Source organism: Marinobacter sp. MA (genome assembly GCF_048298425.1).
In the GTDB taxonomy this organism is placed as follows: Bacteria; Pseudomonadota; Gammaproteobacteria; order Pseudomonadales; family Oleiphilaceae; genus Marinobacter; species Marinobacter salsuginis.
Genome location: NZ_CP103058.1, coordinates 955,445 through 978,418, shown reverse-complemented (window position 1 = coordinate 978,418; position 22,974 = coordinate 955,445). Strand labels below are relative to the sequence as shown.

Annotated in this window: 19 protein-coding genes and 1 pseudogene; 12 read left to right on the top strand and 8 right to left on the bottom strand. The window is 51.8% G+C overall.

Translation table 11 applies throughout. The features are described from left to right. Positions 1 to 112: 112 nt before the first annotated feature. Positions 113 to 2,095: an AAA family ATPase gene (locus NUW46_RS04480; protein WP_418141470.1), complete on the top strand. Its 1,983-nt coding sequence runs from the start codon at positions 113 to 115 to the stop codon at positions 2,093 to 2,095. Beyond that, positions 2,092 to 3,822 carry an McrC family protein gene (locus NUW46_RS04475; protein WP_418141469.1) on the top strand — a complete coding sequence of 577 codons (1,731 nt, stop codon included), beginning with the start codon at positions 2,092 to 2,094 and terminating at the stop codon, positions 3,820 to 3,822. The genes NUW46_RS04480 and NUW46_RS04475 overlap by 4 nt, the downstream gene beginning before the upstream one ends. Before the next feature lie 81 nt (positions 3,823 to 3,903). Here the strand turns inward: NUW46_RS04475 and NUW46_RS04470 are convergent, their stop codons facing one another. Beyond that, positions 3,904 to 4,194: a DUF6957 family protein gene (locus NUW46_RS04470; protein ID WP_418141468.1), complete on the bottom strand. Its 291-nt coding sequence runs from the start codon at positions 4,192 to 4,194 to the stop codon at positions 3,904 to 3,906. 433 nt (positions 4,195 to 4,627) lie between these two features. Between NUW46_RS04470 and NUW46_RS04465 the strand changes: the two genes are divergently transcribed. Next, positions 4,628 to 6,208, top strand: a complete 1,581-nt coding sequence (locus NUW46_RS04465) for a hypothetical protein (protein WP_418141467.1) — start codon at positions 4,628 to 4,630, stop codon at positions 6,206 to 6,208. Between the two features lie 53 nt (positions 6,209 to 6,261). Here NUW46_RS04465 and NUW46_RS04460 read toward each other — a convergent pair whose 3' ends face one another. Together NUW46_RS04460 and NUW46_RS04455 are read right to left on the bottom strand one after the other, a co-directional pair. Next, on the bottom strand, positions 6,262 to 6,966 hold the full coding sequence (locus tag NUW46_RS04460; RefSeq protein WP_418141466.1) for an Abi-alpha family protein: 705 nt from the start codon (positions 6,964 to 6,966) through the stop codon (positions 6,262 to 6,264). Next, positions 6,959 to 7,222, bottom strand: a complete 264-nt coding sequence (locus NUW46_RS04455; RefSeq protein ID WP_418141465.1) for a hypothetical protein — start codon at positions 7,220 to 7,222, stop codon at positions 6,959 to 6,961. The genes NUW46_RS04460 and NUW46_RS04455 overlap by 8 nt, the downstream gene beginning before the upstream one ends. 725 nt (positions 7,223 to 7,947) lie before the next feature. On the opposite strand from NUW46_RS04455, the gene NUW46_RS04450 reads away from it, so the two are divergent. From NUW46_RS04450 to NUW46_RS04440, 3 genes are all read left to right on the top strand, one after another. Next, entirely contained in the window at positions 7,948 to 8,799 is an 852-nt protein-coding gene (locus NUW46_RS04450; protein ID WP_418141464.1) for a hypothetical protein, read from the top strand. Beyond that, positions 8,745 to 9,877, top strand: a protein-coding gene (locus NUW46_RS04445) for an IS3 family transposase (protein WP_418141463.1) whose coding sequence is annotated in 2 segments (ribosomal slippage) — positions 8,745 to 8,985 and positions 8,985 to 9,877 — 1,134 coding nt in all. Because the reading frame shifts where the segments join, the coding sequence is not laid out codon by codon here. Before NUW46_RS04450 ends, NUW46_RS04445 begins: the two co-directional genes overlap by 55 nt. Next, positions 9,862 to 10,125 carry a hypothetical protein gene (locus NUW46_RS04440; protein ID WP_418141462.1) on the top strand — a complete coding sequence of 88 codons (264 nt, stop codon included), beginning with the start codon at positions 9,862 to 9,864 and terminating at the stop codon, positions 10,123 to 10,125. The genes NUW46_RS04445 and NUW46_RS04440 overlap by 16 nt, the downstream gene beginning before the upstream one ends. A gap of 524 nt (positions 10,126 to 10,649) precedes the next feature. Here NUW46_RS04440 and NUW46_RS04435 read toward each other — a convergent pair. Next, a complete protein-coding gene (locus NUW46_RS04435) occupies positions 10,650 to 10,862 on the bottom strand; it encodes a helix-turn-helix domain-containing protein (RefSeq protein ID WP_418141460.1) in 213 nt (70 codons plus the stop codon). A gap of 535 nt (positions 10,863 to 11,397) precedes the next feature. On the opposite strand from NUW46_RS04435, the gene NUW46_RS04430 reads away from it, so the two are divergent. Together NUW46_RS04430 and NUW46_RS04425 are read left to right on the top strand one after the other, a co-directional pair. Further along, positions 11,398 to 13,164, top strand: a complete 1,767-nt coding sequence (locus NUW46_RS04430; protein ID WP_418141459.1) for an SIR2 family NAD-dependent protein deacylase — start codon at positions 11,398 to 11,400, stop codon at positions 13,162 to 13,164. Then, positions 13,161 to 14,588 carry an argonaute/piwi family protein gene (locus NUW46_RS04425; protein WP_418141458.1) on the top strand — a complete coding sequence of 476 codons (1,428 nt, stop codon included), beginning with the start codon at positions 13,161 to 13,163 and terminating at the stop codon, positions 14,586 to 14,588. The genes NUW46_RS04430 and NUW46_RS04425 overlap by 4 nt, the downstream gene beginning before the upstream one ends. An 803-nt stretch (positions 14,589 to 15,391) precedes the next feature. On the opposite strand, the gene NUW46_RS04420 is transcribed toward NUW46_RS04425, so the two are convergent. The 4 genes and pseudogenes from NUW46_RS04420 to NUW46_RS04405 form a co-directional block, all read right to left on the bottom strand. Then, the gene (locus NUW46_RS04420) at positions 15,392 to 16,333 is read right to left on the bottom strand and encodes a DUF4238 domain-containing protein (protein ID WP_418141457.1); all 942 of its coding nucleotides are present in this window, start codon (positions 16,331 to 16,333) and stop codon (positions 15,392 to 15,394) included. 171 nt (positions 16,334 to 16,504) lie between these two features. Continuing rightward, positions 16,505 to 17,170: pseudogene (locus NUW46_RS04415) on the bottom strand (thymidylate synthase); the annotation flags it as partial. After that, a complete protein-coding gene (lgt, locus tag NUW46_RS04410) occupies positions 17,167 to 17,955 on the bottom strand; it encodes a prolipoprotein diacylglyceryl transferase (RefSeq protein ID WP_222466204.1) in 789 nt (262 codons plus the stop codon). The pseudogene NUW46_RS04415 and the gene lgt, both read right to left, overlap by 4 nt. 10 nt (positions 17,956 to 17,965) lie before the next feature. After that, complete coding sequence (locus tag NUW46_RS04405) at positions 17,966 to 18,763, bottom strand: sulfite exporter TauE/SafE family protein (RefSeq protein WP_069183981.1); 798 nt, start codon at positions 18,761 to 18,763, stop codon at positions 17,966 to 17,968. An 89-nt stretch (positions 18,764 to 18,852) separates the two neighbouring features. Here NUW46_RS04405 and NUW46_RS04400 point away from each other — a divergent pair, with 89 nt between their 5' ends. The 4 genes from NUW46_RS04400 (at position 18,853) to dxs (ending at position 22,897) form a co-directional block, all read left to right on the top strand. After that, a complete protein-coding gene (locus tag NUW46_RS04400) occupies positions 18,853 to 19,626 on the top strand; it encodes an NRDE family protein (protein ID WP_418141456.1) in 774 nt (257 codons plus the stop codon). 55 nt (positions 19,627 to 19,681) lie between these two features. After that, positions 19,682 to 19,936, top strand: a complete 255-nt coding sequence (locus NUW46_RS04395; RefSeq protein WP_418141455.1) for an exodeoxyribonuclease VII small subunit — start codon at positions 19,682 to 19,684, stop codon at positions 19,934 to 19,936. Beyond that, complete coding sequence (gene ispA, locus NUW46_RS04390; protein WP_418141454.1) at positions 19,936 to 20,832, top strand: (2E,6E)-farnesyl diphosphate synthase; 897 nt, start codon at positions 19,936 to 19,938, stop codon at positions 20,830 to 20,832. Before NUW46_RS04395 ends, ispA begins: the two co-directional genes overlap by 1 nt. 133 nt (positions 20,833 to 20,965) lie before the next feature. Further along, positions 20,966 to 22,897 carry a 1-deoxy-D-xylulose-5-phosphate synthase gene (dxs, locus tag NUW46_RS04385; protein ID WP_418141452.1) on the top strand — a complete coding sequence of 644 codons (1,932 nt, stop codon included), beginning with the start codon at positions 20,966 to 20,968 and terminating at the stop codon, positions 22,895 to 22,897. Positions 22,898 to 22,974 lie beyond the last annotated feature (77 nt).

Here is a 22,974-nt window from a genome sequence, read left to right as displayed (position 1 = left end):
ATCAGGATGAGTTTCACCGGAATGGTCCTCGATGCCCTGATAAACCAATCAAAAATTAGAAAGTAAGACTTGGAAAGGCCGCCATTTACGACTGCTGCATGGAAGATTCTGAATGTTGACTGCGGACGAAATTCATACCGAACTGAAAAAGCTTGGTTGCGACATTAAGCCAGGTGAACACCACCCTTTCTACGCTTACGAACACTACGTCGGAAATGACATTTATCTCTATGTGAAGCGGAAGGTAAAGAAGGAACCGTTGGTTCTTCCGCCTCGAGGTGGACAAATAGGCCGCGATTTACGAAATATTGCGGGCCTACATATTTCGGCCCAACCAAGTAAGAATTCCAACTATCGTCGTTTCCCGAAGCGAAATGGGCAGTCGCAATTCGGTTACCCCGCAGAGGTAGCTAATGCCGATGTCTTGAAGGAAGTTGTGAACATTTTAAGAGGCCAACAAACCGATTCTTCTCTTACCGAGAGAGAGAATGCTCAGCCAAATAAGGAAGACGCAATGCAGTTTCCTCTCAATCAAATTCTCTATGGTCCTCCCGGTACCGGAAAGACCTACCGCACAACCGACCTGGCCGTTCAGATAACCGATCCAGAATGGTATAGAGAAAATGGAACCCAATCTGACTCTGAGGAAAATCGGGCGGCTCTGAAAGCGCGTTTTGACGAGTTAGTCCAGGAAGAGCGAATAAGGTTTACGACTTTTCACCAGAGCTTCGCCTATGAAGACTTTATTGAAGGTATCCGAGCTGAAAGCGATCCTGAAACGGGCGAACTTCACTATCCGGTCCGAGACGGCGTTTTCAAGACACTATGCAAGAACGCCGACAAACGAGTCATAGCCCATCAAACGATTTCACCAGAAAGTCTCGCCGACAGAGCGGTCTGGAAAATGTCATTAGGCAACTCTCAGACAGCAGAAGCCGGTGAGGTTTTCACAGAATGTCTGGAAAATGACTACGTTCTTCTTGGATGGGGCGAAGATGCCGATTTCTCCGGGTGCGACGATTATGAGTCGGTTAAAAAACGTTACTTGGAACACAATCCCTCCGAAAAGCAGGAGTACGCTTTTCGTGCCGTGAACACCTTTCGAAACCATGTGAAGGAAGGTGACCTGCTGGTCATTTCAGACGGCAACTCTCGATTTCGCGCCATAGCCGAAGTTACCGGCCCCCATCGAACGCTTGAGGAGAAGCCAGATTGGTTCCATCAAGCCCGTAACGTGAAATGGCTTCAGGTTTACGAAAGCTCTCGTCCAGTCAGTGAGCTATATGCCAGTCAGTTTACCCAGATGACCTTATACAAACTGAAGCCCTCGAAACTGAAGACAAATCGATTACTGGAGATGGTATCGACAGATTCTCCTGAGGAAAGCGCACCACCGCATGTTCTAATCATCGATGAGATCAACCGAGGCAACATCGCCCGAATTTTTGGCGAACTAATAACGCTCCTTGAACCGAGCAAACGAGCTGGAGCTTCTGACGCTCAGTCGGTGACATTGCCCTATTCCAAAGAGCAGTTCTCAGTGCCGTCCAATGTTTTTATCATTGGTACGATGAACACAGCTGACAAATCCCTGGCCCAACTGGACCTGGCACTTCGTAGGCGTTTTAGCTTCGTTGAAATGCTTCCTGATCCCATCAGCTTGTCCGACATCACCGTTTACGACATTCCGCTTGATACGCTTTTGGATATGATTAACCAGCGTATCGAAGTCCTGCTGGACTCTGACCATCAGATTGGCCATGCCTATTTCATAGAACTAGCAGACATGGAATCGGAGTCAGAACGACAGGTGGCTCTCCGGCAAATATTCCGCGACAAAGTCATTCCTCTGCTTCAGGAATACTTTTTCGAAGATTACGAGCGTATCGGTTGGGTCCTGAACGATCCTGCCAAAGCTTCCGAGCATAAATTCATTACTCCTGGAACGACTGGTGCTAATGCCTTCACGCGCAACTTAACCGATCTTTTCCCAGGCAAAATTGCAGAACAGTTGACCGATAGCAGGTTCAGGATCAACGAAACCGCTTTCGATGAAGCGGAAGCGTATCAGCAGATCGTTGGAATGCATCGGTGATTCAAGTTCGAGAGTATGCCACCATCACCTCTGATCCTGAGGCCAACACGAGTATGGATGTTGGGCAAGTGTCGGGTGCAACGTTTGAGTGGCTTATCGACCTGCACAATCAGTGGGAGCAGGATTCCAAACTCATCATTCGGAACGGCAAGAAATACCTAAAGCTGGGAAGCTACATCGGTTACCTCCAAAGCCCTTCCGGTGAAGGCATCGAGATTCTGCCAAAAACTGAATTTGCGTCGCCAGAAGAGCCTGAGTCGCTGCGTATGCTTTTGCAGGATATGCTTGGATGCTCTGCGTCACTGGATGGCCGTGAAGGAGACTCAGCAGATCTCAGGCGCGCTGATCTACCCATTCACGAATGGATCATCGCACAGTTTCTCAATCAGCTGACCCACCTCGTGAAGCGAGGTCTCCGATTCGATTACGAAACCGTCGAAGAGGAAAGTAGGTTTGTTCGCGGTCAGTTGGATGTGGGCAGACAAAGCCGACAATCCCCAGCACGAGCGACTTGGTTCAATATCCGCCATGACGTATTCACTCCGAATCGAACTGAAAATCGTCTGCTGAGGACCGCACTGGATTATGTGCTAAAGCTCACCAAGAACGGACAGAACTGGCGGGTAGCAAACGCGCTGTCTCACCAACTGTCAGTTATCGAGCCTTTCAAAAAGCCGTTGCCCCAAATCAATCAATGGCAGAACACCAAGTTGATGCAGCCCTACAAAGCAATAAAGTCCTGGTGTGTTTTGGTTCTCGAACAACTAAACCCCAACTTTCAACACGGCCTGCACAGCGGCATCGCGATGCTGTTCCCAATGGAACAGCTTTTTGAAAACTATGTCACTCACCACATTAAAAAACGGATGCGCTCTGGTGCAAAGCTGAATCCTCAAGCGGCAAGTCAATGGTTGATACAACACGCTCCGGATAGAGCCCCTGAGGAATCCTGGTTCCAACTGAAACCTGATCTGCTGGTGACTTATCTCAGCCGCAAGAACGTAATGGACGCGAAATGGAAGCTTTTGGCGGCCACCCAGAATACATCGGCTGAGAAGTACGGCATTAAACAGGCTGACCTCTACCAACTCTTCGCTTACGGACACAAATACCAGAATGGATATGGCCATATGCTGCTGATATATCCCAAACATGCAGCATTTCAGGAACCTCTGCCGAAGTTGAGTTTCAGCGAAGATCTTCACCTATGGTGTGTGCCTTTCGACTTATATAGAAAACAGTTAGTGGTTGGCGAGTGGGCTCGTTTTTTTCCGGCGTTGACTCACAGCGAGTCAACGGAGGCGGACAGTGCTCTAAAACAGATGCTGGCATCAATCGACGATGTTGCACAAGCACTGGGAGGGAAAGGTAGCTCAGACCTTGCACACTGGCTCAAGCTTCACCTTGGCCTCGAGGGGACGCTCACTCTGCTTAGAGGGGACCAGATTCACAAACACTCTGGTGATCAATTCAACGACTGGTCAGATCAGAATCAAGTAGTCGGTTTCTTCTATGACGTTCCAGTTCCTACAAGTAACCAGAGCGTTGGGACCGGGATGCTCTTACTCCCTATCCGAACCGACCAATTGCTCCGCAAGCTGGAGTTGTTACTCAAACGGTATCAGCGACAGGTTTCGGGCGCGGTCCCAACCAATTTAAACGGCGTCATGGCCAGAGTAGAAGAAGCACTTCGACTTTCGCTCGCTAAGAAAGAACCGAAATCCTAGACCATACGCCCAATCGGATAGGAGGAACTCTGGCAAGGATGGTTCAGGAATCACTGGTGGAACCGCTGTTTAGCGTGCTCCTTATGCTTGCCACTGATCTGGTGAGTAGCCAGCACGAAGAAGCTCTACTGTCTCGACCGGCGCTTCCATGCGGATACCTTCGCCATCCGTTTGATAGAGACTGTTACGGGTCTTGAAGAGCTGGTTTTCAAATTCTTCAAGGACAAGGCTTGTGCAACACCAATCGCCCGGTACCCAGCGTCCTTTTCGGTCCTCAACGACAATCCCCCACAACACTCGCTTTTCAAGGCGCTTTCCATCTTGCGTGAAATCGACCAGGTACCAGTTTCGGACAATGGTGTCAGCGTTCATTTTAGATCTCCAGTGTGTTTTTTAAGATCCTAGATGCATTCACGAAAAAGTCAAAAACTTGCTTTTAAACAAGTAGTTATGGATAAATTAAAACCCAAGAATTCGAATTCATTTATGATGTCGCCAAAAGGCAGAGTTACTCATCAAAAGCTACCTATTACGCTTTGAAACATCGCTGATCGCAGTTAAGCCTCAGCGATTTCTATCAGTAACTCAGAACGATGGTGATAAAGATGGCAAACTCAAAAGGTGGCTCAAAGAAAACTGGCGGACGTGGCCCTTCAACTCATCCTGGCCCAGGCGGCAATTGGCCAGCCACAACGGGTAATAAGTCCGGCAAAGGAAGAGGCAATGCCCGGAAAGGTAACTAAAAAAGACTTATAAGAAAATTCGACCGGGTATCTCTGGATACCCGGCATTTTCGAGGATTTAAATGAATTACGAATATGGATTTCCGGCGATTGGAGCGGTGGCAAAAGAGCTTTTTGCGCTCGCTGGCTTCCTTCCAACCAAAAACGACCCTTTGGGGATAATCCGCTCAGAGACAGAGAAAAAATCGATACAGACTCGGCTTCGACGGCTTGCGAATGAAAGCAGCGAACTTCGCAGAAACCTTGACCAACTCTTGGGACTTTTTGAAGAACTCACCAGAGAAACGACAGGCTCAGTCCGCCTGGCTCACGCTGTACGCGAATGCATCGCTGATGCCTTGGACCAGTATCGTGATCTGATTCGAACTCAAATTAGCCATCTGAGCAAGCAAGATACCTTACGTTTTTTGCTCCTTACCTCAATCCCGGAAAGGGTTGTTCTCTCCTACCAAAAGAACGCTCTAATTTTTAATGTTAAGGCTACGGGCTATCAATTCCCTGAAGATCGCACTTGGTGGCTTCCTTCATTCGACGAGCAGCAAATTCAATGGCCATTAGCCAAGGCATTCCAGTGGATCTACGAAACTGTGGAGACCAACCAAACAAGATTTCATTTTCCCAACCAAGGAGACTATGAGGACCACAGGCTTAAACAGAATTATGAAAATGCCTGGCGATGGACTTCAAACAAGAGGTTCCCCTCCCTCAGTGCGATACTGACCAACCTTGATGAGTCTACAGAGGCAATGCGGACAACGAAGAACGTTGCCTATCGGCGCGAAATCTCGCCCCAACTCAAAAATAATTTCAGCACTGTGCTTGCAGTCGCTCGATTCACGACTGCGGCCTTCCGGAAAATTGAGAAAGCCTATGGACGAGAAGTGCTTTATGCAGTTTCAGAAACTTTGCGCAAGCAGGATAGGCGACTTCGAAGGAACCACAAACGATTCGAGCAAAACCTTGATCGGAAACTGGTAGCAAACAACGTGCGAAACATTCAGGCAGTGGATACTGCATGGGAGCTTAACACTCGGCAATTTTGGAAAAATCGATCCGATAATCTCATTGCTGGTGCTCAACAATTGGCCCACCTGCAAAAGACCAATTCAGTACCGTCCGAGAAGTTTTCGAAGTTTAGAGTGTATATCCGTTTGCTCGGTATTCACGGAGGCTACTCTGTCATCCTTAACGATGCTCACGCAAGAGAGATCTATCCTCCGCAGACTTTTGTAGAGGCGCTCCAAACTGGCCTGAGGCTGAAGAACCACGCCCAGTCGCTTTCAGATATCGAAAAATTGGAGGGTACGATCCAAAGCAATGGCGATGAAGCACTCGGGTGGCTCACAGAGTGGGCCAGAGCGACCCATCTCTATCGAAAGGAGAAATATTCTGAGGCAGCCTCGCATTTCGAAAGAGCCTTCGAGCTGGGCAAATACTCAGCAGGCGAAAACCAGTATAAGCTGGTAAACCAATATATTGAGATCTGCGCCAAAGTTCAGAATTGGGAGGAGTTCAAGAAAGGTGTCGCCTGGGCAGGTTACCTTGGGTTTTCCACCCGTTGGCTACGCGACAGAGAAGAAACTGAAGAAAACCTGAAATTCGCTTATGAACTGCTCAAGATGGCGGTATACCCGAACCTTTGAGAGTGGAGTATCGGCCATTCTGCTACGTTTGCCTGGCTACACTCATGGCTAAGTCAGCCCTTTGCGCTTTTATCGTTTGAGCAAAGCCTCAGTAGCTCCTTTCCCAATTCCGTTATCATTACATGATTCGGATCGGAAACTCCATCGACTGTATTAGTGATTGCGAGCAGATTGAGTCTCTGTAAATTACCTACAGAAATTCGAACCTCTTTTTTTGGTTCTGGAATCCCGCCCTGAAACTCATCCATGGCGGCTGCCTCGTCTGGTAGGTAACCAAGATAAAATCCGGGGTTTAATATGTCCAAATGGTGTTTGGGATTTCCGGCTGCGGCTCCGATAACTCTCAGAATTTGCACATCGAGAGATGTCATATCTTCAAGGATAGAGATGAACGCTCTTCGGAGCTGAACTTCTATATGTTCGTCCGCAGCGTTCACAAGAACCGTAGCCCACATATCTCGAAGGAAATCGTCCTCTTCCAGCGAAGCTGCTTCAACCAGTGGCACGGTGAATTGCAACGAAAGAACGCGTGTGGGAGCAGACAAACCTCGCTGAGCCAGCTTTTCGTGTGCTTTGTGTATCAGGTTTAGCTGATTTTCCCATCTGATGTAGCGCAATTTGTCTTCGAAGATGCCTACCGCTGTTTCTATAGGGACACCTGCTACATCCGAAATAAACTTACCCATCTTTTCTACTGCACGGATCGCGACACCGGTAGTTTTCGCGACCTCTTGAACTGCCTTCGCCTCCTCAGACATCAACGGCACCTAAAAACTTCTCAAGCCAGGCGTCAGAAAGATTGAGTTCTTTCTTCAATAGACCAGGGTCTTTGGTTTGAGCCATTAGAAATGTGAGATCTTCGAAGAGTTCAGGACTCAGAAGGTAACCGACTGGATGGCCTTTGGCTACGACGGCAACTGGAACGTCTTCAAAGCAGCGTGAGGGGGCTCTTGAAAATTCTCTGAGAGTGACGGACTTTTCCAATGGCAATACCCGCTTGATCGAATTTTTCATGACCGCTGCCTTTCACCCCTAATCGACGCCTCAAGCCTATCATGACTTGCACTTTTTCCCCTCGTAAGAGTTAATCTCGATGCCGAGCCGATGCTGGCCTATACAGAAGCTTGCTGTCACTATAGCTCTGTCGGGACGGTTGGTCTGCATTTCTCAGTTCGCATACAACTCAAACACGCCCGATTCTTACCGTCGAACTCGGTAACCTGCATGAAAATTGATTCCCCGCAGGCACAGGGCACAGATCCCGAGGCGGGCTTGACAAGGAAGAGCCAATGGATCAGTTTAGGATTGTGCTCACAAACATGAGGTCTAGAGATGGTTGGCCCAAAAGTAATTTAATTTCAAAAGTTACCAGCGACACCCTTCCGAAATCAGTGACTAGAAAAGGCTCTCAGAGCGACACATAGAGCAGCATCTATGATCGTCTGCTCAACTAGCTCATTTTGGCTGGCCTTGTTCCTCTACTGAGGGCGGGCATGCATTCACCCTCAACCACCAAGCTTCCATAGCCTCTCAGATCGGTAACTTCGTCCGATTTCACCTCTTCCGCAAGCCGCTCTTGGCAACAAAAATGACTTGTTGTAATTATAGAGCTATCACGGTAACGGGCATGCGCTGCTGTTTATTGATGCGACCCAGTATCGCCATCTGTGGCGGAGGGCCTCATTCAACCCCAAACAACACTCCACCACGTCCAGCGTTGAGTAAACGAGGCTGTCCCCATGGAAATTACCCGGCAGGCGCTCTACGAGGCACTCTGGTCGTCCCCCAGAAAGGAGCTTGCATCAGCCTGGGGAATCGATCCAAACACAATTACCTATGCCAGCAAAAAGCAGAACATCCCCCTGCCGAAACCTGGGCATTGGACATTAGTGTCCATGGGGAAATCACCCACCCAACCAACACTGATAGGAAACCCTGACGAAAGCGTTACACTTGAGGATCCTCCCCGGAAACCTAGGAACAAAAAGCAACCCTCTTCGGGCACCGCAAAAGCTGCCACAAAGGGGGCTCTGACATCTGGCCCGACACCCGTCGGTTCAAGCAACTCGGTACCGGCGAGCATACACCCAGTCACGTCCATTTCAGAGGCCCTACCAACAGTCCGAAAGGCATATAAGACCTACTCTTCTCCAAAAGCTGTGCGGGATTACAAGTACCAGCACGTGTTACCAGGCTCGGCCGAGGTAATCCGAATAGCGGTCATGCCAGAAATGGTGGAAAGAGCGCTTCTGCTGATGGATACCATTCTTCGAGAGTTCCAGATGCATCACTGGAAAATTCATACCCCGTCCGAATCAGATCGAACAAAAAACTCCGTAGTTGTAGACGGGGTGGAAATCTATTTCACAGTTACAGAACACCGACGACAAGAACGAGTAAAGTCAGAGAGCAGGTGGACGACTTGGGAGTATCGCTATCACAGTACTGGCACCCTGAGATTCCAATTCGGCACCGGGTTCTACCCCGTTACTGCGGACACTTCTAAAAAGAGGCACAATGTGCCAAAGGAGTGTTCATGTCCAAACGCAGAAAATATAGCCCAGAATTCAAACGCGAAGCGATTGCTTTGACTCGCCAACCCGGTGTGAGCTGTCGACAAATAGCTCTGGAGATCGGCATCAATCCCAACGTACTGACCCGTTGGCGCAGAGAAGCGGATGAGGAGACGGACAAGGCCTTCAAGGGCTCTGGCTCCCCCAGAGACGAGGAGGTTGCGCGTCTCAAGCGAGAACTGGCCCGTGTGAAGAAGGAGCGTGATTTTTTGCGCGAAGCGGCAGTGTTCTTCGCAAAGGAGTCGTCCTGAGGTATCAGGCGATTCAGCATTGTCGCAGTGATTTTCCGATACGCCTGATGTGCCGTTGCCTGAAGGTGTCACCCAGCGGCTATTACGCCTGGGCATCCCGGCCACCATCAGCCAGAGCAAGGGCTAATCAAGCTTTGCTTACTCGCATACGAGAGATTCATGACGACAGTGGTGGGATGATCGGTTCACCCCGGATGCATGAGGATCTGGTTGCTGAGGGAGCTTCTGTCGGTTTGAACCGCGTTGCTCGGCTGATGGCTAAAAATGGTATTCAGGGCTGGCCCAGGAAGAAACGAGGGCGTGCTGGTCGACAGACTTATCGCCCACCAGGGATCAAGAATCATCTGGAGCGCGATTTCTCAGCACTTGAGCCGGACACCAAGTGGGTGACGGATATCACCGAAGTACACACCCAGGAAGGAAAGCTGTTTCTGTGCGTGGTTCTCGACCTGTTCAGCAAGCTGGTCGTGGGATGGTCGATGCATCATCGGCAGGATCGTCACATGGTCATCAGGGCGGTTGAGATGGCTGTCTGGCAACGCCGGGGAAAGGCACCTGTCATTCTGCATTCAGATCGCGGCAGTCAGTTCACCAGTGGCGATTACCAACGCTTCCTCGGTCGTAACCGCGTGGTGAGCAGTATGAGTGCTGTGGGGCACTGCGGCGACAATGCTGCTTGTGAAGGGTTCTTCGGAATACTCAAGCGAGAGCGTGTTCATCACCGGCGCTATCGAACCCTGGATGAGGCAAGGGCCGACATATTCGATTACATCGAGCGATTCCATAATCCGAGGATGCGACGTAGAGTTGCCACTCAGGATCGGAAGCTTTGCACCGTTTTATAACCGTCCGTGGAAGCGGGGTAGAACCCGATTGGCTGACCTGGCTGGAGAGCGAGGCGAATCGAATAGATCCAATAAAACAAATAAAATCTTTGGATTTTACCGTACCCAGAGAATTAATGGCCCAGGTTTTGGAAATGATTGAATCGGACCCTGGGAGGTATGCACACCTCAAAGAATTAGATTTGGAAACTTCAGTTGAGAAAGCCAAAAACTGGATTTCCGCACAGCAAAACTGGAAGAACGGGTAATTGGGTTTTGTTATTATCCTGTTTCAAGCCAACAGGGCGATTCATGCTTTCAAGAGCCCATCGAGTAGATCGTCATAGTCTCGACCAAGCAAACTGTCATAGTCAACATACAGTCCCGATCTCTTGTAATGAGCATCCGAAACGTAAACGAAATCACCTTGGCACTTCACTTCTTTATCCCATCGTCGCAAAGCCCACTCTGGGAGGTTTACACAGCCGCTCGCGATATGAATAGCTTCGAGACCGTTGTTGGGTAAAAGGGATTTGAGATAGTTGTCGTGAAGCTGGACAAGTCTGTGTAGCTCTCTTGCAGTTTTCGGTCTTTCCATTAGATTCAATGCCCAATTGATGGAAACCAGCTGTGAGATTTAGCCAGTATAATGCACTGAGGCATGACCATGAAGTTGCTCACGATGCCAGTATTTTCAAATGGTCATGTTTTTCCTAACAGTCTTTTTGTCAACCTTTTCCAAGATGCTGCCCCGACCACTCCAGCCAGGAACAGTGCTTCAGCTTACAAGTTTTCAGATCTGAGGTACGAGATCTTTTGGGGAACAGCCAATAGCTTTGGCCAGAAGGTAAAGTTTCTCAATAGTGAGATTGACTTCGCCCCGCTCTACCTTGCCCACATAGCTTCTATCGATGCCGGCAGCGTGAGCAAGGTGCTCTTGGGAAAACCCTCTAGCTTTCCTTAGAGCCCTGAGATTTTCACCAAATCTTCTTCTGATATCGCACATCGTTGCCTCCAAAGTGGAGGCAGAACTATTCCGTGCTTGAGATTATTGTGCCACGGCATATACCACCCATTTTATGACAAACATTCTCATTAGTTTAGGGAAAATTATGTCGCACAAATTTTTTTATATTGGAAGGAACCTCTATGAAACCTTGAACGAATCGCCCGAGGGCATGTTCACTCTCGATGGATTGCGAAAGGAAGTCTCTAGCTGTTCAAACCCAGAGCCAAGAGGTTTTACCGCCGGGTTGTCCTGCCTGGAAGCGTCTCCTAGGGCAGGCAAATCAGGGCCCAATGGTTGCAAATGTCGTAGCTTATTGTGACTGATCAGAACAGTAGATTCCCCCCCCTATGCTAGGCTGCCAGTGGAATAGGTACTAATCGTGGGCTAACCTTTTGTTTTTAACTGTGCAGTAAGTTAGAGGCCATGCCAGAAGCATTAGACCTGAAGCAGCCAGATTTCCGCAACATTGAGGAGATTTGTTGAGTCATCACTGAAAAATAGGACGCACAGTGAGTCGGAGGGACCGGGCAGTTTGAGCAACGCACATCTACAGACCCCTGAAAAGGAGTTCTTGCGCTTCTTCGTTCAAAATTCACCACGTCTTATGTGGTTTTTGGGAGCGGGAACCTCACGTTCGTCTGGTTTACCTACCGCTGTAGATCTGATTTGGGAGTTAAAACGCCAATATTACTGTTCTCAGGAGAATCAGGACCTTCAGGCCCATAAGCTCAACAATCACGCCATCAAGGCGCGGATTCAAAACTACTTCGATGCAAAAGGCTGTCCCGAACTCTGGAGTAACGAGGAGTATTCCTACTATTTTGAATTAATGTTCGGGGCTGACTACACGGCGCAGCAAACTTACATCCAAGACCGATTGTCTCCCGACAAAGTCACGTTGACGATTGGACCTCGTGTGCTCGCTTCACTTCTAGAAATGGGCCGCTCGCGTATTGTTTTTACCACAAACTTTGATGATGTCCTTGAAGATGCATATGCCGCCGTGGCAGCCAAGAATTTAACTTCTTTTAATCTTGAAGGGTCTTATGCCGCGCTTGAGGCGCTCAATACCGAACGTTTCCCATTGTACGCAAAGATTCATGGGGACTTTCGATACCAGAAACTTAAGAACCTGTCTAAAGACCTACTTTCTAACGACGAACAGATTAAGAAATGTTTTGTTGCTGCGGCTGGACGCTATGGTCTGATTATCGCAGGTTATAGCGGTCGGGATAGCAACGTTATGGCAATGTTGGACGAAGCTTTGGCCCAGCCTAATCCATTCCCTCACGGTATATGGTGGACAGTTCCGAACATTGGGGGGATTTCGTCTACTGTCGTTGCGTTTCTTGAGAAAGCGCAAGGCATGGGCATTTCAGCCCACATCGTTGAAACTGGTACGTTCGACGTGATGCTCCAAAAAATTTGGAGACAGATTCCGGATAAAACGCGTGCGTTGGATGACAAAGTACGTTCTGGAAAGGCAACTCCCGTTTCGATACCTATCCCTGAGCCCGGCAAATCTTTCCCACTTATTCGAACAAATGCACTGGAAATTATAGATGCGCCTCGACAGTGTGGAGTGTTTTCTACTGAAGGTACCCCAGCCTCAGATATATTTTCTGCTTTACGCGAAGCAAGGGAAAAGGTTGCCACTCCCTATCGGGAGGGAGTCGTTTTTTGGGGGGATTCTAAAGAGATTTCAAACGGCCTAGGGGGTCTGATAAATCCTAATGTCAGCACTCTTGAGTTCGTCGGACCGGTTGCTGAAATCGCGGAGTCCTCAAATCTTAAGTCTCTTTTTGAACATGGTATAGCAGAAGCGCTTTGCGACGATAAACCCCTCCTTTTACGGAAAAAAGGCAGATCCTTTTATGCCGTGGTCGACTACCGGAAAGATAAAGATGAGAGGTTTATCGCACTCAGAAAAGCTGTTGGTTATCGGGGGGATCTTGGGCAAATTTGTGGATCTATAACGGGGATTCCTGAGACTGTGTGGTCGGAGTGTGTACGGCTTCGGCTAGAAGCTCGTGCAGGCGTGTTGTGGCTCCTACTTGAGCCTGACATCTGGGTCAAACCACTCAGTAATCGCGAAAAAGCTCAAGACTTTCTTCGAAAGCGAAGAAAGAATCGGTATAACAAGCAATTCTACGAAATTCTGAACGCTTGGATTGAAATTCTCATTGGATCAATCGGCCAGGGCGCACCGGTGACCATCGGTTATGGAACCGGGACTGATTTCCCGGCATCTTTTACTGTATCCACTCGCACGGCCTTCAGCAGAAGGGGAACAATATGAGTGGTAAACGGAACTATGACCTATCGGCGCACGGGGTAATTCCGGAGCCAACTCTCTTATTTGCGAGCAAGAAGACAGATGTACATCCGCTTCGCGGACTCCTGATGCATGGGCCGTTCAGTCATGATCTTGGCTTCCCGACACAAGTACGCCTTGCTTATCTTGCGCCCCCCAATCGCATGAACCAAATAGAATCCTTGGTAAGCGAGATGCAGCGAAGGGCCCAAGTAAGAGAAGCGGCGAATTACTATATGGAGTATCCGGGATTTCAGCAGGTCTTTGGTGTTCCAATAGTACCGCCGAATGATTTACTGAAGTTCTCTCCGCCTGATGAATGCGCACGCCTTGCGCAACTACAAGACGGCGAGGGGCTCGTGAGTATGCTGGTCCACGCTATCGCTGCCGCGAGGACCAAGCGGCATTCTTTCGATGTGCTTGTAATTTATCTTCCACCGGAGTGGCGCAATGCTTTCGCCTACGAGGGTTTTAACCTTCACGACCGGCTGAAGGCGCTGATTGCGCCATTCAACATCCCGGTGCAAATCGTAACCGACATGGTATTCTCCAGAATCTGCCGCGCTCAGACGATGTGGGGTATTACGGTCGCACTTTACGCGAAGGCAGGCGGTATTCCATGGAAGCTTGCCAATATTGATCGTGACGAGGCTTACATTGGACTTAGCTATGCAATGCGAAAGAGTGGCGATGGTGCAGAATACAGCACCTGTTGCAGCCAGATCTTTGATCCTGATGGCACGGGTTTTGAATTTGTTGCTTACGACACGCGCGAGTTCGAAAAAGATAAGAAAGGTAATCCCTATTTAACTTACCAGGAAATGATGTCAGTACTTTCGCGAAGTCTGTTGCTATACCAGAATGGTCACTATGCGCATGTGCCGCGAAAAATTTACGTCCACAAATCAACCCCATTTACCGAAGAGGAAGTCCAGGGAGCACTAGATGCTTTTGGCTCAAACACTGAGGTCGAGCTTATACAGATTATTCGTGGAATAAGTTGGCATGGGCTTAAGGTTGACCCTCCGCGACGAAAAGGCGAGAAGGCCATGCCTGCGCCATATCCACTTGAACGAGGCAGCTATCTTCCACTCACTGAGAATGAATGTCTGCTTTGGACCCAAGGCAGCGTGTTTGGAGTAAACGTCCAAGACGCTCGCCGCCCAGTTTTTAAAGAGGCTGTTTTCAAACCCACGCCTACTCCTATCATGCTTAGACGTTGGTCCGGATCCGGTGGTTGGCATGACACCTGTTCGAGCGTATTTTCGCTTACAAAATGCGACTGGAATAACAATACGTTATATAAATCACTGCCAGCAACTTTGGTCTACTCGCAACGTTTTGCCAACGTAGTAAAGGGCACGCCAGATATCGTCGATGATGTATACGATTATCGATTCTTTATGTAACTATTTGACCTGCGCTCCCCTCTGGTTTAACCGTTTTAAGCTTAGCAATCCACGCATCTGACCCTGACCCGTATTAGGTCCACCCGGAGTTGAAAAAATCCGGCTCCTGATCCTCACAAGCTGTGATGGCCGGACGGTTACCTCAATCAAGATTAGAACTAATGTAAGCGTTCGGTGATCCCATCTTGAGCTTCTATCGGTGCCTGGGTGACGAGCAAGATGCTCTTGGGAAAATCCTCTAACTTTCCGAACAGCCCTTGGATTTTCACCGAATCTTCTTTTGATATTGCATATCGTTGCCACCTACGTGGAGGCAGAGTTATTCCGTGCTTGAGTTTATTGTGCCACGGCATATAATACCCATTTAATGCAAAAAATTCTCATTAATTATGGGTCAAATAATGTCGCGCAAAGCTTTCACTATCGACAGGATTCTCTATGAAATCTTGATCGAGTCACCGAATGGAGTGTTCACATTCCACGGATTACGGGAGGAATTTTCATCCCGTTCGAGTGAGAAGGTTATGCCTCCAAATCGGGAGTTATTTTGGATGATTTTTATGCAGGTTTATGCATTAAGATCTGCAAAGCTGGTCACCAGAGTTGAGAAACCAGAGGGAGGAAGTCTCTTCTTGATCGGAGAGCAATTCCGCAATCACCCTTTCAACGTGGTGGATCGGCTATTTGTCACGAGATGGTATGGACGGTAGTGCCCAGGTTGTATACCAAGACCAAGTAGCTGTGTAGGCCGAAAATCGAACGACCGGAACCTTGAATCCTATTTACCGTTTTATGTAATTTCCTCAAATGACTTTCTGATTCATAAAAAAGCCACGATACTTCTTTAAAATCATTTCGTTATCAGCGAACACCTCTTTGTAAGCCATTCTCACGATTGCTCGATTCAACATCTCGATTTCGCCAGCATTCGAAACCGTTCTCTTGCGGTCGTCGCTTATGCCATCCCCACCCTGTAAAGCGAGCCTCGGAGAAAGTGGATAGAGAATAGTAAAACCTTTGCTTGGCATATGATGGATATTTACTATGGGTTGGTCTGAGGTCAAAAAAGCCTCACTTGACTCATTTTTCAGCAAACAGAAATTTGTCTCATCCAAGAACAGACTGGCACCAATATTATTCCCTAACACTATGTGCAGAGCCCACCAGAGTCGAGGAAGGTTAAGGCTATAGCCACCAGTTTTTAGACCATCTTCACTAGCTAGCGCTCGCTCTTTGAAAGCCTTAGTGCGAGTGATCTGCAAACCGAGATAACCACATAATTCAGGACTTGCACGAGGTGAAAGCACGGAAACATCTCCACGCGCCAACCTATCTAACTCGTCACGTACTGCATCCTCATAACCCGAGTGCAGCTCCTCAATTGCGTTCGCACAAATTCGTTTCAACTCGTTTCTTCGACGTTGTGAGATAGTTGTCTTGTAAAAATCAGAAGCGAATGACAACACGCTCATATCCTGAACGAATGATTGATTGATCTCCCGTAAGGTTGAATTATCAGGATGATTGGCGAGTTTCTTTAGAAATCTGAGATCGTCTGCACTTAAGGCATTAACTTTATAAAAATCCTGTTCACAAGCCACGCCCTTTGAACTAGTCGCGTTTATGCGCCCCTTCTTAGTAAGCTGGAATAGATTTCCTTTGGGCAGATTGTCGCCTTGCCAGTTTCGCAAGTAATGGGCCCAAACATGATGATGTTTACGCTTTAAATCCGTACGTCGCGACAAATTAGTGTCTCCGTTGATTGGACGTCACGATCCTTGCTGGGGCTTAACCTTCGTCACTAGGAGCTAGTTGTGCAGTGTTGGTTTTCAAGGGTGGGGCTTTTTCTTCAGTGATGCTCAAAAAACTCGTTTAATCCAAAAATTTCAATGCAGTGATGCCTTTTCTGGTTCTTTATGGATGTGACAGTCGCCGAAGGTATGCACGAACTCGCCAACCTCCAGATCGCACTGCTGGGCAATCATGTGCGTGAGCAGAGCGTAGGAGGCAATATTGAACGGCACCCCCAGGAACAGGTCGGCGCTGCGCTGGTAGAGCTGGCAGGAAAGCCTGCCGTCGGCCACGTAGAACTGGAACAGGCAGTGACAGGGCGCCAGGGCCATGCGGCCCTCGCGAACGTTGTCCTGGGGACCAATGGATTCGTCTGGCAGTTCCGCCGGGTTCCAGGCGGAGACAATCAGGCGGCGGGAATTGGGCTTGGTGCGGATCTGTTCGATCACTTCGCTGATCTGGTCGACCACCTCGCCATTCGGGCACTGCCAGCTACGCCACTGTTTGCCGTAGATGGGCCCTAGGTCACCATTCTCCAGTGCCCACTCGTTCCAGATGGAGACCTTCCGCTCCTGCAGCCAGGTGTTGTCGGTGGAGCCCCGGAGAAACCAGAGCAATTCATAAATAATGCTGCGCAGGTGGACCTTCTTGGTGGTCACCAGGGGAAAGCCTTCCTGCAGGTTGAAACGGATCTGGCGGCCGAACACCGACCGGGTGCCGACACCGGTACGATCCCCCTTGTCGAATCCGTTATCAACAACGTCTTGCATCAGGTCCAGATAGGCTTTCATCGGGCTTGTCTCCGGTAGGCAATAAACATCAGGGCGGCGCCGGCAACGATCATCGGGAAGGACAGTACCTGTCCCATGGTTAGCCAGTCAAAAGCAAGGTAGCCCAGTTGCGGATCCGGCTGGCGCACGAATTCCACCAGGAACCGGAATACGCCGTAGCAGACCAGGAACAGACCGGACACCGCCATGGTCGGCCGCTGCTTCGATGAGAACCACCACAGGATGACGAACAGGGCGACACCTTCGAGGGCAAACTGATAAAGCTGGGAGGGATGTCTGGCGAGCGAATCCGGCGCCGTCCGAAATACCATGCCCCAGGCAACATCCGTAGGCTTGCCCCACAGCTCGCCGTTGATGAAGTTTCCGATCCGCCCTGCGCCAAGACCCAGGGGTACCAGCGGCGCTACAAAATCAGCCATGCGCCAGAAACCACTACCCACCTTGCGGCCATACCACCACATGGCAAGCATCACGCCCAGCAGACCACCATGGAAAGACATGCCGCCTTCCCAGACACGGAGTAGCCACAGCGGGTCAGCCAGGAAGGCATCAAAGTTGTAGAACAGGACATATCCGAATCGCCCGCCCAGGATCACCCCGAGGGCCAGGTAAAACAGCAGATCACCCATCTGCTCTTCATTGATGGGCGACCAGGGCTTGCGGGTGCGTATGCGCCCGAGCCACCAACCGGCCACAAAGCCGAACAGATAGGTCAGACCATACCAGTGGATCTTGAAGGGACCGATAGCAATCGCCACCGGATCAATCTGGGGATGCTGCAGCATCAACTACCTCTCAGCTCAGGAGAAAACGGAGCCCCACCAGCAGGAGCATGATGGAGAAAGTGCGCTTGAGAATCCGGGCATTCAGCCGATGGGCCAGATTGGCACCCACCCGGGCAAAGAAAACGCTGGTGAGAATGATACCGATCAAGGCCGGCAGATAAATGAATCCGGCACTCAGCTCCGGCAATGCGGGGTTGCTCCATCCGGTCCAGATGTTACCCAGGGCACCGGCGATGGCAATCGGCAGGCCACAGGCCGCCGATGTTCCCACAGCCTGCTGCATCCGCACGTTGCACCAGCTCAGATAGGGAACCGTAAGGGTTCCACCACCTATTCCGAAAATCGCAGAGGCCCAGCCGATGCCGCCGCCGGCAACGCCCAGACCGGCGACGCCGGGGACATCGCGACCGGGTTTGGGATCGACTTGGAAAAACATCTTGAGACCCACCAGGATTACGAAAATACCGATCACCAGTTCCAGGGCGCGCCCGCTCAACAGGGATGCTGTCCAGGCGCCAACCAGAGCCCCGGCCACGATTCCCACGGTCATGGGTCGGAACAGGTCCCAGCGCACGGCCCCATGCTTGTTATGGGATCGGATAGAGCTGACCGAAGTGAAAACGATGGTTGCCAGCGAGGTACCGACGGCTAGATGGGGAATAATGTCCGGATTGATTCCCTGCAGACCAAAACTGAACATCAGCACAGGCACGATGATCAGCCCGCCACCAATGCCGAACAGGCCCGCTACGGTGCCCGCCAGGGCTCCAAGGGCAAGATACGATGCAATTACATAAAACAGGGTCATAGTTAGAGGCACACCCGGGAAAACCAAGGCTGGTATGATACACAGCGCAAGAGTCAACTTCATTAACTCCGGGAGCGCCATCCGCCACCATGTGCCTGATCGCCTTTGCCCTTGGCCAGAACCCTCATTTTCCGCTGGTAGTCGCGGCCAATCGGGATGAATTCTTCCGTCGCCCGACGGCCGCCATGAACTGGTGGACCACGGACTCCGGCACCCGGGTACTTGCCGGCCGCGACCTGCTTTCCGGGGGCACCTGGCTTGCGATAAATGCCAAAGGCGAGGTCAGTGCTGTGACCAACGTTCGCGAAGGCACACCGGAAACCGGTCGAATCAGCCGGGGCGAACTGCCTTTGCGGGCTCTGACCGAGTCGCGGGAGCAGCTTGAGGGCTATCTGCTCGATAAGGCCGACCAGTTTTCCGGCTTCAACCTAGTGCGCCTTACCACTGAAAGCGGCTGGTATTTCAGTAATCGGGATGCAGACCCCGGTCGGCATGTCCACCGTGGGGTCTATGGCCTGAGCAACCACCTCCTGCAGACACCCTGGCCCAAACTTCTGCGTTTGCGCGAGTCTGCAGGCGAGATCATTGGCGCCGCCGGCCAGAACGCGGAAAAGCTGCACAACGACCTGATTCCCCTGCTTCAGGACAGCACGCCGGCACCGGACCATCTGCTGCCCGACACCGGTGTTGGACTGGGGACCGAGCGTTTCCTGTCATCGCCCTTTATCGTCGGGACCGATTATGGCACCCGGGCAACCACCGTGGTGACCGTCTCTGCAGGGGGCGAAATCCAGGTGACCGAACAGAGCTGGGGCCCGGACGCCGAACCCGGTGAACGACGTCACTTCCATTGGCAGCGATAGCGATCAGGCTCTGGTATAATCCGCGAAATTCTGCCACCCGATCGGAGGGCCCCTGATGGCCGGTGAACAAGGCGCCACATCGATTGCCGATTTTGAGAAATCTCTGGATGAGCTGGAAAGGCTGGTTCGCGATCTGGAACAGGGCGAGCTGTCTCTGGAACAGTCCCTCACGGCGTTTGAGCGAGGTGTAAAGCTGACCCGTGAATGCCAGCAGGCGCTGAAGAGCGCCGAGCAACGGGTTGAACAGCTGGTCCAGAAAAGCGACGGCACCCTCGAAACCCGCCCGTTTTCTCCGGATGATGCTGACTGATGCCCGGACCAAACCCGCTTGCCTCTAATTTTCTGGAAACCTGCCGGGCCCGCGTCGATGCGGAACTGGACCGTTGCATCACCCGTTATTCCGCCTCCGGCCGATTGCAGGAAGCCATGCGCTACAGCGTACTGGGCGGCGGCAAGCGGATCCGGCCAGCCCTTTGCCTTGCTGCGGCAAAGGCACTGGGACAGACCGGCGACGAGGCCCTGATCCCGGCCTGCGCGGTGGAACTGATCCATGCCTATTCACTGATCCACGATGACCTGCCGGCCATGGATGATGACGAATTGCGCCGCGGGCGGCCCACCACCCACATAGCCTTCGACGAAGCCACAGCCATACTGGCCGGAGATGCCCTGCAGGCGCTGGCATTCGGCTGGCTGGCCGAAGCTCCGGGACTGCCAGAATCCGTGCGGCTGATTATGGTGCGGGAATTGGCCCGGGCCAGCGGCCACGGTGGAATGGTTGGTGGCCAGGCCATCGATCTTGAATCCGTTGGCAAGACCCTGGCACTGGCCCAGCTCGAAACCATGCACCGGCACAAGACTGGCGCCCTGATCGAGACCAGCGTGCGGATTGGCGCCCTGACCGCACCCTCTGTCAGCGAGCAGGCTCTGGCCTCCTTGACAAAGTACGCCAAGGCATTGGGCCTGGCCTTCCAGGTTCAGGACGACCTGCTGGACATAGAAGGCGACACAACGGTCATTGGCAAGCCCCAGGGTTCGGACGCGGCCCGAGCCAAGCCCACCTACCCCGCTCTATTGGGCGTCGCCGGCGCCCGGGAGCATCTGGCAGATCTGCTTGAACAGGCCCAGCAAAGCCTGAAGGATTTCGGCGCCGAAGCCGACCCCCTCAGGGCCATGGCCGATTACGTGGTGGCAAGAACCCATTGAACCCCGGCGCCCCGAAGGCGCACACTGGCCGTAAATATTTTCGTAACAACTGGCCCGCTTTGTGTGAAACAGCTTCCCCTGTTCCCTTATAATGCCAGTCAGTTACTGAACGTACCGGAAAAGACCCGAGCAGATGCAGGACACTTATATTTTCAAGGAAATCCCGTCGCAGCGGCCCAACACGCCTCTGTTGGACCGGATTGATGAACCGGCCCAGCTGAGAGAGCTGGCCCCGGAGCAGTTGACCCTGCTCGCCCGGGAGCTCAGGGCATTTCTGTTATGGTCAGTGGGCCAGACCGGCGGCCATTTCGGCGCGGGCCTCGGCGTGCTTGAGCTTACCGTTGCCCTTCACTACGTCTTTGATACGCCCAGCGACCGTCTGGTCTGGGACGTCGGCCATCAGGCCTATCCCCACAAGATTCTGACTGGCCGGAAGGAATCAATGGGCAGCATCCGGCGCAAAGGCGGGCTGGCCGGCTTCCCTAAACGGGCCGAAAGCGAATACGACACCTTTGGCGTTGGCCACTCGAGCACTTCCATCAGCGCAGCACTGGGCATGGCCATCGCCGCGCGTCTGCAAAAGTCCGGCCGCAAGAGTATTGCCGTTATTGGTGACGGCGCCATGACCGCCGGTATGGCGTTCGAGGCCCTGAATCACGCCGGTCACCTGCACGCCGACATGCTGGTTATTCTCAACGACAACGACATGTCGATCTCCCGCAATGTGGGGGGCCTGTCCAATTACTTTGCCAAACTGTTGTCCAGTCGCACCTACAACCAGGTCCGCGACGGCAGCAAGAAAGTTTTGCAGGGAGCGCCACACCTGATGGCGCTGGCCAAGAAGACCGAGGAACACTTCAAGGGCATGATTGCCCCGGGAACGCTGTTCGAGGAACTGGGGTTCAACTACATCGGCCCTATCGACGGTCATGATCTGCCCCTGCTGGTGGATACCCTGGAGAACATCCGCGAACTTGAAGGCCCGCAGTTCCTCCACGTGGTAACCACCAAGGGCAAAGGCTTTGCGCCTGCCGAGGCCGACCCGATTGGCTACCACGCCATCAACAAGATTGAACCGGTGCCACCGAGCAAGCCCGAACCGGTCAAGCCGACACCGAAGAAGCCCAAGTATGCCAACGTGTTCGGCCAGTGGCTCTGCGACTCCGCCGAGCAGGATGAGCGCGTGGTCGGCATCACCCCTGCCATGTGCGAAGGGTCGGATCTGCTGGCATTCTCACAGCGCTTCCCGGAACGCTATTTCGATGTCGCCATTGCCGAGCAGCACGCCGTCACTTTAGCCGCGGGCCTGGCCTGCGATGGCGCCAAGCCGGTTGTCGCCATTTACTCGACGTTCCTGCAGCGGGCTTACGACCAGTTGATCCACGATGTCGCCATACAGAACCTCGATGTCCTGTTCGCTATTGATCGCGCAGGGCTGGTTGGAGAGGACGGCCCGACCCATGCCGGCGCCTTTGATATCAGCTACCTGCGCTGCGTGCCCAACATGGTGGTGATGACACCATCGGACGAGAATGAAACCCGCCAGATGCTCCAGACGGGCATGCTTTACGAGGGGCCGGCGTCAGTGCGCTATCCCCGCGGTACCGGGCCCGGCGCCGAAATACAGCAGGAATTGACCCCTCTGGAGATTGGCAAGGGCCGCAAGCTTCTCAGCGGCAGAGGAGTTGCCATCCTGAACTTTGGCACCCTGCTGGCCCCGGCGCTGGAGGCGGCGGAGGCAATTGGTGCAACAGTTGCCGACATGCGCTTCGTAAAGCCCCTCGATGAAGAACTGGTTCTGGAACTGGCCGAGCAGCATGAACTGCTGGTGACGCTGGAAGAGAACGCCATTGCCGGTGGCGCGGGCAGCGCTGTAACCGAGTTCCTGAACAGCCGGCTGGTGTCCATGCCGATTCTTCAACTGGGCCTGCCGGACACCTTTATGGACCATGGCAAGCATGGAGAACTGCTGGCCGAATGCGGACTGGATGCAACCGGCATTGAATCTTCCATTCGCACGCGGATGGAAACCCTCCGCCACCAGAGCCTGAAAATCGTCAAATAAACGAGCAAGTTGCCCAGAAAACGCAAAAAGCCCGCGAAACTCGCGGGCTTTTTCGTCAGCAGATCAGTAGCGGGTCG

Coding starts and splice junctions, on each gene's coding strand:
- NUW46_RS04480 (WP_418141470.1), top strand. CDS start 113: ATGTTGACTGCGGACGAAATTCATACCGAACTGAAAAAGCTTGGTTGC.
- NUW46_RS04435 (WP_418141460.1), bottom strand. CDS start 10,862: ATGTGCGATATCAGAAGAAGATTTGGTGAAAATCTCAGGGCTCTAAGG.
- NUW46_RS04465 (WP_418141467.1), top strand. CDS start 4,628: ATGAATTACGAATATGGATTTCCGGCGATTGGAGCGGTGGCAAAAGAG.
- NUW46_RS04450 (WP_418141464.1), top strand. CDS start 7,948: ATGGAAATTACCCGGCAGGCGCTCTACGAGGCACTCTGGTCGTCCCCC.
- NUW46_RS04460 (WP_418141466.1), bottom strand. CDS start 6,966: ATGTCTGAGGAGGCGAAGGCAGTTCAAGAGGTCGCGAAAACTACCGGT.
- dxs (WP_418141452.1), top strand. CDS start 20,966: ATGCAGGACACTTATATTTTCAAGGAAATCCCGTCGCAGCGGCCCAAC.
- NUW46_RS04455 (WP_418141465.1), bottom strand. CDS start 7,222: ATGAAAAATTCGATCAAGCGGGTATTGCCATTGGAAAAGTCCGTCACT.
- lgt (WP_222466204.1), bottom strand. CDS start 17,955: ATGCTGCAGCATCCCCAGATTGATCCGGTGGCGATTGCTATCGGTCCC.
- NUW46_RS04405 (WP_069183981.1), bottom strand. CDS start 18,763: ATGACCCTGTTTTATGTAATTGCATCGTATCTTGCCCTTGGAGCCCTG.
- NUW46_RS04400 (WP_418141456.1), top strand. CDS start 18,853: ATGTGCCTGATCGCCTTTGCCCTTGGCCAGAACCCTCATTTTCCGCTG.
- ispA (WP_418141454.1), top strand. CDS start 19,936: ATGCCCGGACCAAACCCGCTTGCCTCTAATTTTCTGGAAACCTGCCGG.
- NUW46_RS04425 (WP_418141458.1), top strand. CDS start 13,161: ATGAGTGGTAAACGGAACTATGACCTATCGGCGCACGGGGTAATTCCG.
- NUW46_RS04395 (WP_418141455.1), top strand. CDS start 19,682: ATGGCCGGTGAACAAGGCGCCACATCGATTGCCGATTTTGAGAAATCT.
- NUW46_RS04470 (WP_418141468.1), bottom strand. CDS start 4,194: ATGAACGCTGACACCATTGTCCGAAACTGGTACCTGGTCGATTTCACG.